Raw genomic sequence first — 2,190 nt, 5'->3', positions numbered from 1 at the left:
CGCACTCCCCCGTGCTGATCGACGCGCCCAGCACGGGAGCGGCTTGCGCCGGTGTCGCCAGCGCCGTCACCGCAGCCCTGAGCGGCGAGTTGGGTGCCAACACGCCAAAATAGCGGTGCCGGTGGGTGCGTGGCGGGGGAACCAGCGCGGCAATGCGGTCGATCAGCTCCAGCGGTGTGAGGTGCAGCTCATCAACCTTGGCACCGCGCTTGTCGCTGGTGGGTTCGCTGCGCTGCTTGCCGCAGCGGTACACCAGTTTGCTTCCCTCTTTGCGCAGCCTGTCCATCGCAAAGGGTGGGCGGGCGCAATAGCGCAAGAGCCGCTCAAGGCCTGGACGGTCGTGGGATTCAATGCACACCCCGACATCCACCGAGAAACCGCTGTGTTTGTACCCCAGCATCTCTTTTGCCTCGAAGTTCTCCAGCAGCCCACGGCCCACAAAGGCGCGCAGGGCAGCCCATGCGGGCGGCAGCCAGGGCGGCCTCGGTTCCGGCATGGCCGCCGCCAACGACGATGACATCGAAATCTTGTGGGTAAAGCATGGTGTTCCAAATGGGCGCAGAAAGAAACGCGCGCCCGGCGCAGTCAGGGAGAGGCCGATTTTACCGGCTGCCCTGTTTATTGACGACAATGGGGCCATGAGCAAACTCCTTGTCTTCGCCGGCAGCACCCGCACCCAGTCCTACAACCGCCAGCTGGCCAAAGCTGCAGCCGATCTGGCCCGCGCTGCGGGGGCCAGCGTGACCCTGCTGGAGCTGGGCGACCTGGACATTCCGCTGTACAACGCCGACCTCGAAGCGCAGGGCACACCACCCGATGTGATGAAGCTCAAGGAGGTCCTGGATGAACACCCGGCCTGGATCATCTGCTCGCCCGAGTACAACGGCAGCTACACCGCCCTGCTCAAGAACACCCTGGACTGGGCCTCCAGTCCGGTGAAGAACCACGCCTACTGGAGCGACAGCAGCAAGCCATTCGCCGGCAAGGTGGTGGGATTGCTCAGCGCGTCGCCCGGTGCACTGGGCGGCCTACGCTCGCTCAGCCACCTGAGCCCGTTACTGCTCAACCTGCAATGCTGGCTGTGCCCGCAACAGTTCGCCCTGGGCCGCGCCGGCAGTGCGTTTGACGCACAGGGCCAGCTCCAGGACGCCACGCACCAGGCCAGCGTAGCAGCCGTGGTGGACCAGGTACTCTGGGCTGCCAAGCGGCTTTCTTAGCCAAATACAGCTCTAGCCCCCGTCAAAATTGCGCAAGCAGCTATTGTTTTTATAGCTTGCTCGGTCACCTGACTGATCCATGCCCTGTCCTGCAACTCAGGCCAGCGCCCCGCGTTTGTCCAGCTCCGGCACCGAAAGGATGTCGATGCGCCCATAGCCCAGCGACAGCACGCCATCGCGCGCCAGCACCTTGAGCTCTTTGGACAGGGTCTGGCGCGTGATACCCAGCATCATGGCCAGCGCCTCCTGCGACACCGTCACACGCGCCCTGGCATCCACGGCCATCGTTGCGTCGCCGCGGGCCAGTGCCAGCAGGCGCCGGGCAATGCGGGTGCGGGTGGAGCGCAGCATGGCGTCTTCCACCAGGCTGTACAGCACGCGCACCCGGCTGCAGAGCAACGCGCCCAGCGCCCGTGCAAATGCCGGACGGCGCATCAGCCGCTCAAACTCGACCACACCGATCGCCAGCACGATGCTGTCGTGGATGGCGGTGACGTCATGGGGTCGGGGCAACCCGTCCAGCAACGAGGATTCGCCAAACCAGTTGCCGGGCTCCATCACGGCCAGGATGGCTTCGCGACCATCCTCGCCCAGCGTGGACACCTTGAAGGCCCCTTCCACCAGACCCACAAAACTCGCCCCCGCATCCCCCTTGCGGTACAGCATTTCGCCAGCCCGGAATGTGGTGACTTCGCCCGCACGCACCATGGCTTTGCGTTCGGCCAGAGGCAAGGCTGCAAACCAGGTGTTGATGCTCAGCGCTTCCAGAAGATCGGATTTGGGGTACACGGTCTATTTTTTTCCAGTAATTACCCTAAATTGGGGTCTCCTCGTTTTCAGTGCAATAAGTGACGGTACGCAAAGCTAGCACTGGCGCGGGGGTGGTCTGGGTAGACCGTTGATTTCATTGACTTTCCTGTTCGCTTTGTAAACGGGTATGGTGGCCTCCCACTTTTGAGGTTCACGATGCAGG

2 protein-coding genes and 2 pseudogenes are annotated in these 2,190 nt (G+C 63.3%); 1 reads left to right on the top strand and 3 read right to left on the bottom strand.

Translation table 11 applies throughout. The features are described from left to right. Positions 1–451, bottom strand: a pseudogene (locus tag BN2503_RS18890) (transposase); the annotation flags it as partial. A 1-nt stretch (position 452) separates the two neighbouring features. Further along, a pseudogene (locus BN2503_RS20375) lies at positions 453–542 on the bottom strand (FAD-dependent oxidoreductase); the annotation flags it as partial. A gap of 96 nt (positions 543–638) precedes the next feature. Here BN2503_RS20375 and BN2503_RS18885 point away from each other — a divergent pair. After that, positions 639–1,217: an NADPH-dependent FMN reductase gene (locus BN2503_RS18885; RefSeq protein ID WP_054258125.1), complete on the top strand. Its 579-nt coding sequence runs from the start codon at positions 639–641 to the stop codon at positions 1,215–1,217. A 96-nt stretch (positions 1,218–1,313) separates the two neighbouring features. Here BN2503_RS18885 and BN2503_RS18880 read toward each other — a convergent pair whose 3' ends face one another. Next, positions 1,314–2,006, bottom strand: coding sequence for a Crp/Fnr family transcriptional regulator (locus BN2503_RS18880; RefSeq protein WP_054258124.1), 693 nt, complete (start codon positions 2,004–2,006; stop codon positions 1,314–1,316). Positions 2,007–2,190 lie beyond the last annotated feature (184 nt).

Source organism: Paenacidovorax caeni, assembly GCF_001298675.1.
Classification (GTDB): Bacteria; Pseudomonadota; Gammaproteobacteria; order Burkholderiales; family Burkholderiaceae_C; genus Paenacidovorax; species Paenacidovorax caeni.
Note: the sequence above shows the minus strand (reverse complement) of the source record. Positions and strands in the feature narration are given on the sequence as shown.

Excerpts from the sequence above, each read along its gene's own strand:
- BN2503_RS18885 (WP_054258125.1), top strand. The coding sequence starts at position 639 with ATGAGCAAACTCCTTGTCTTCGCCGGCAGCACCCGCACCCAGTCCTAC.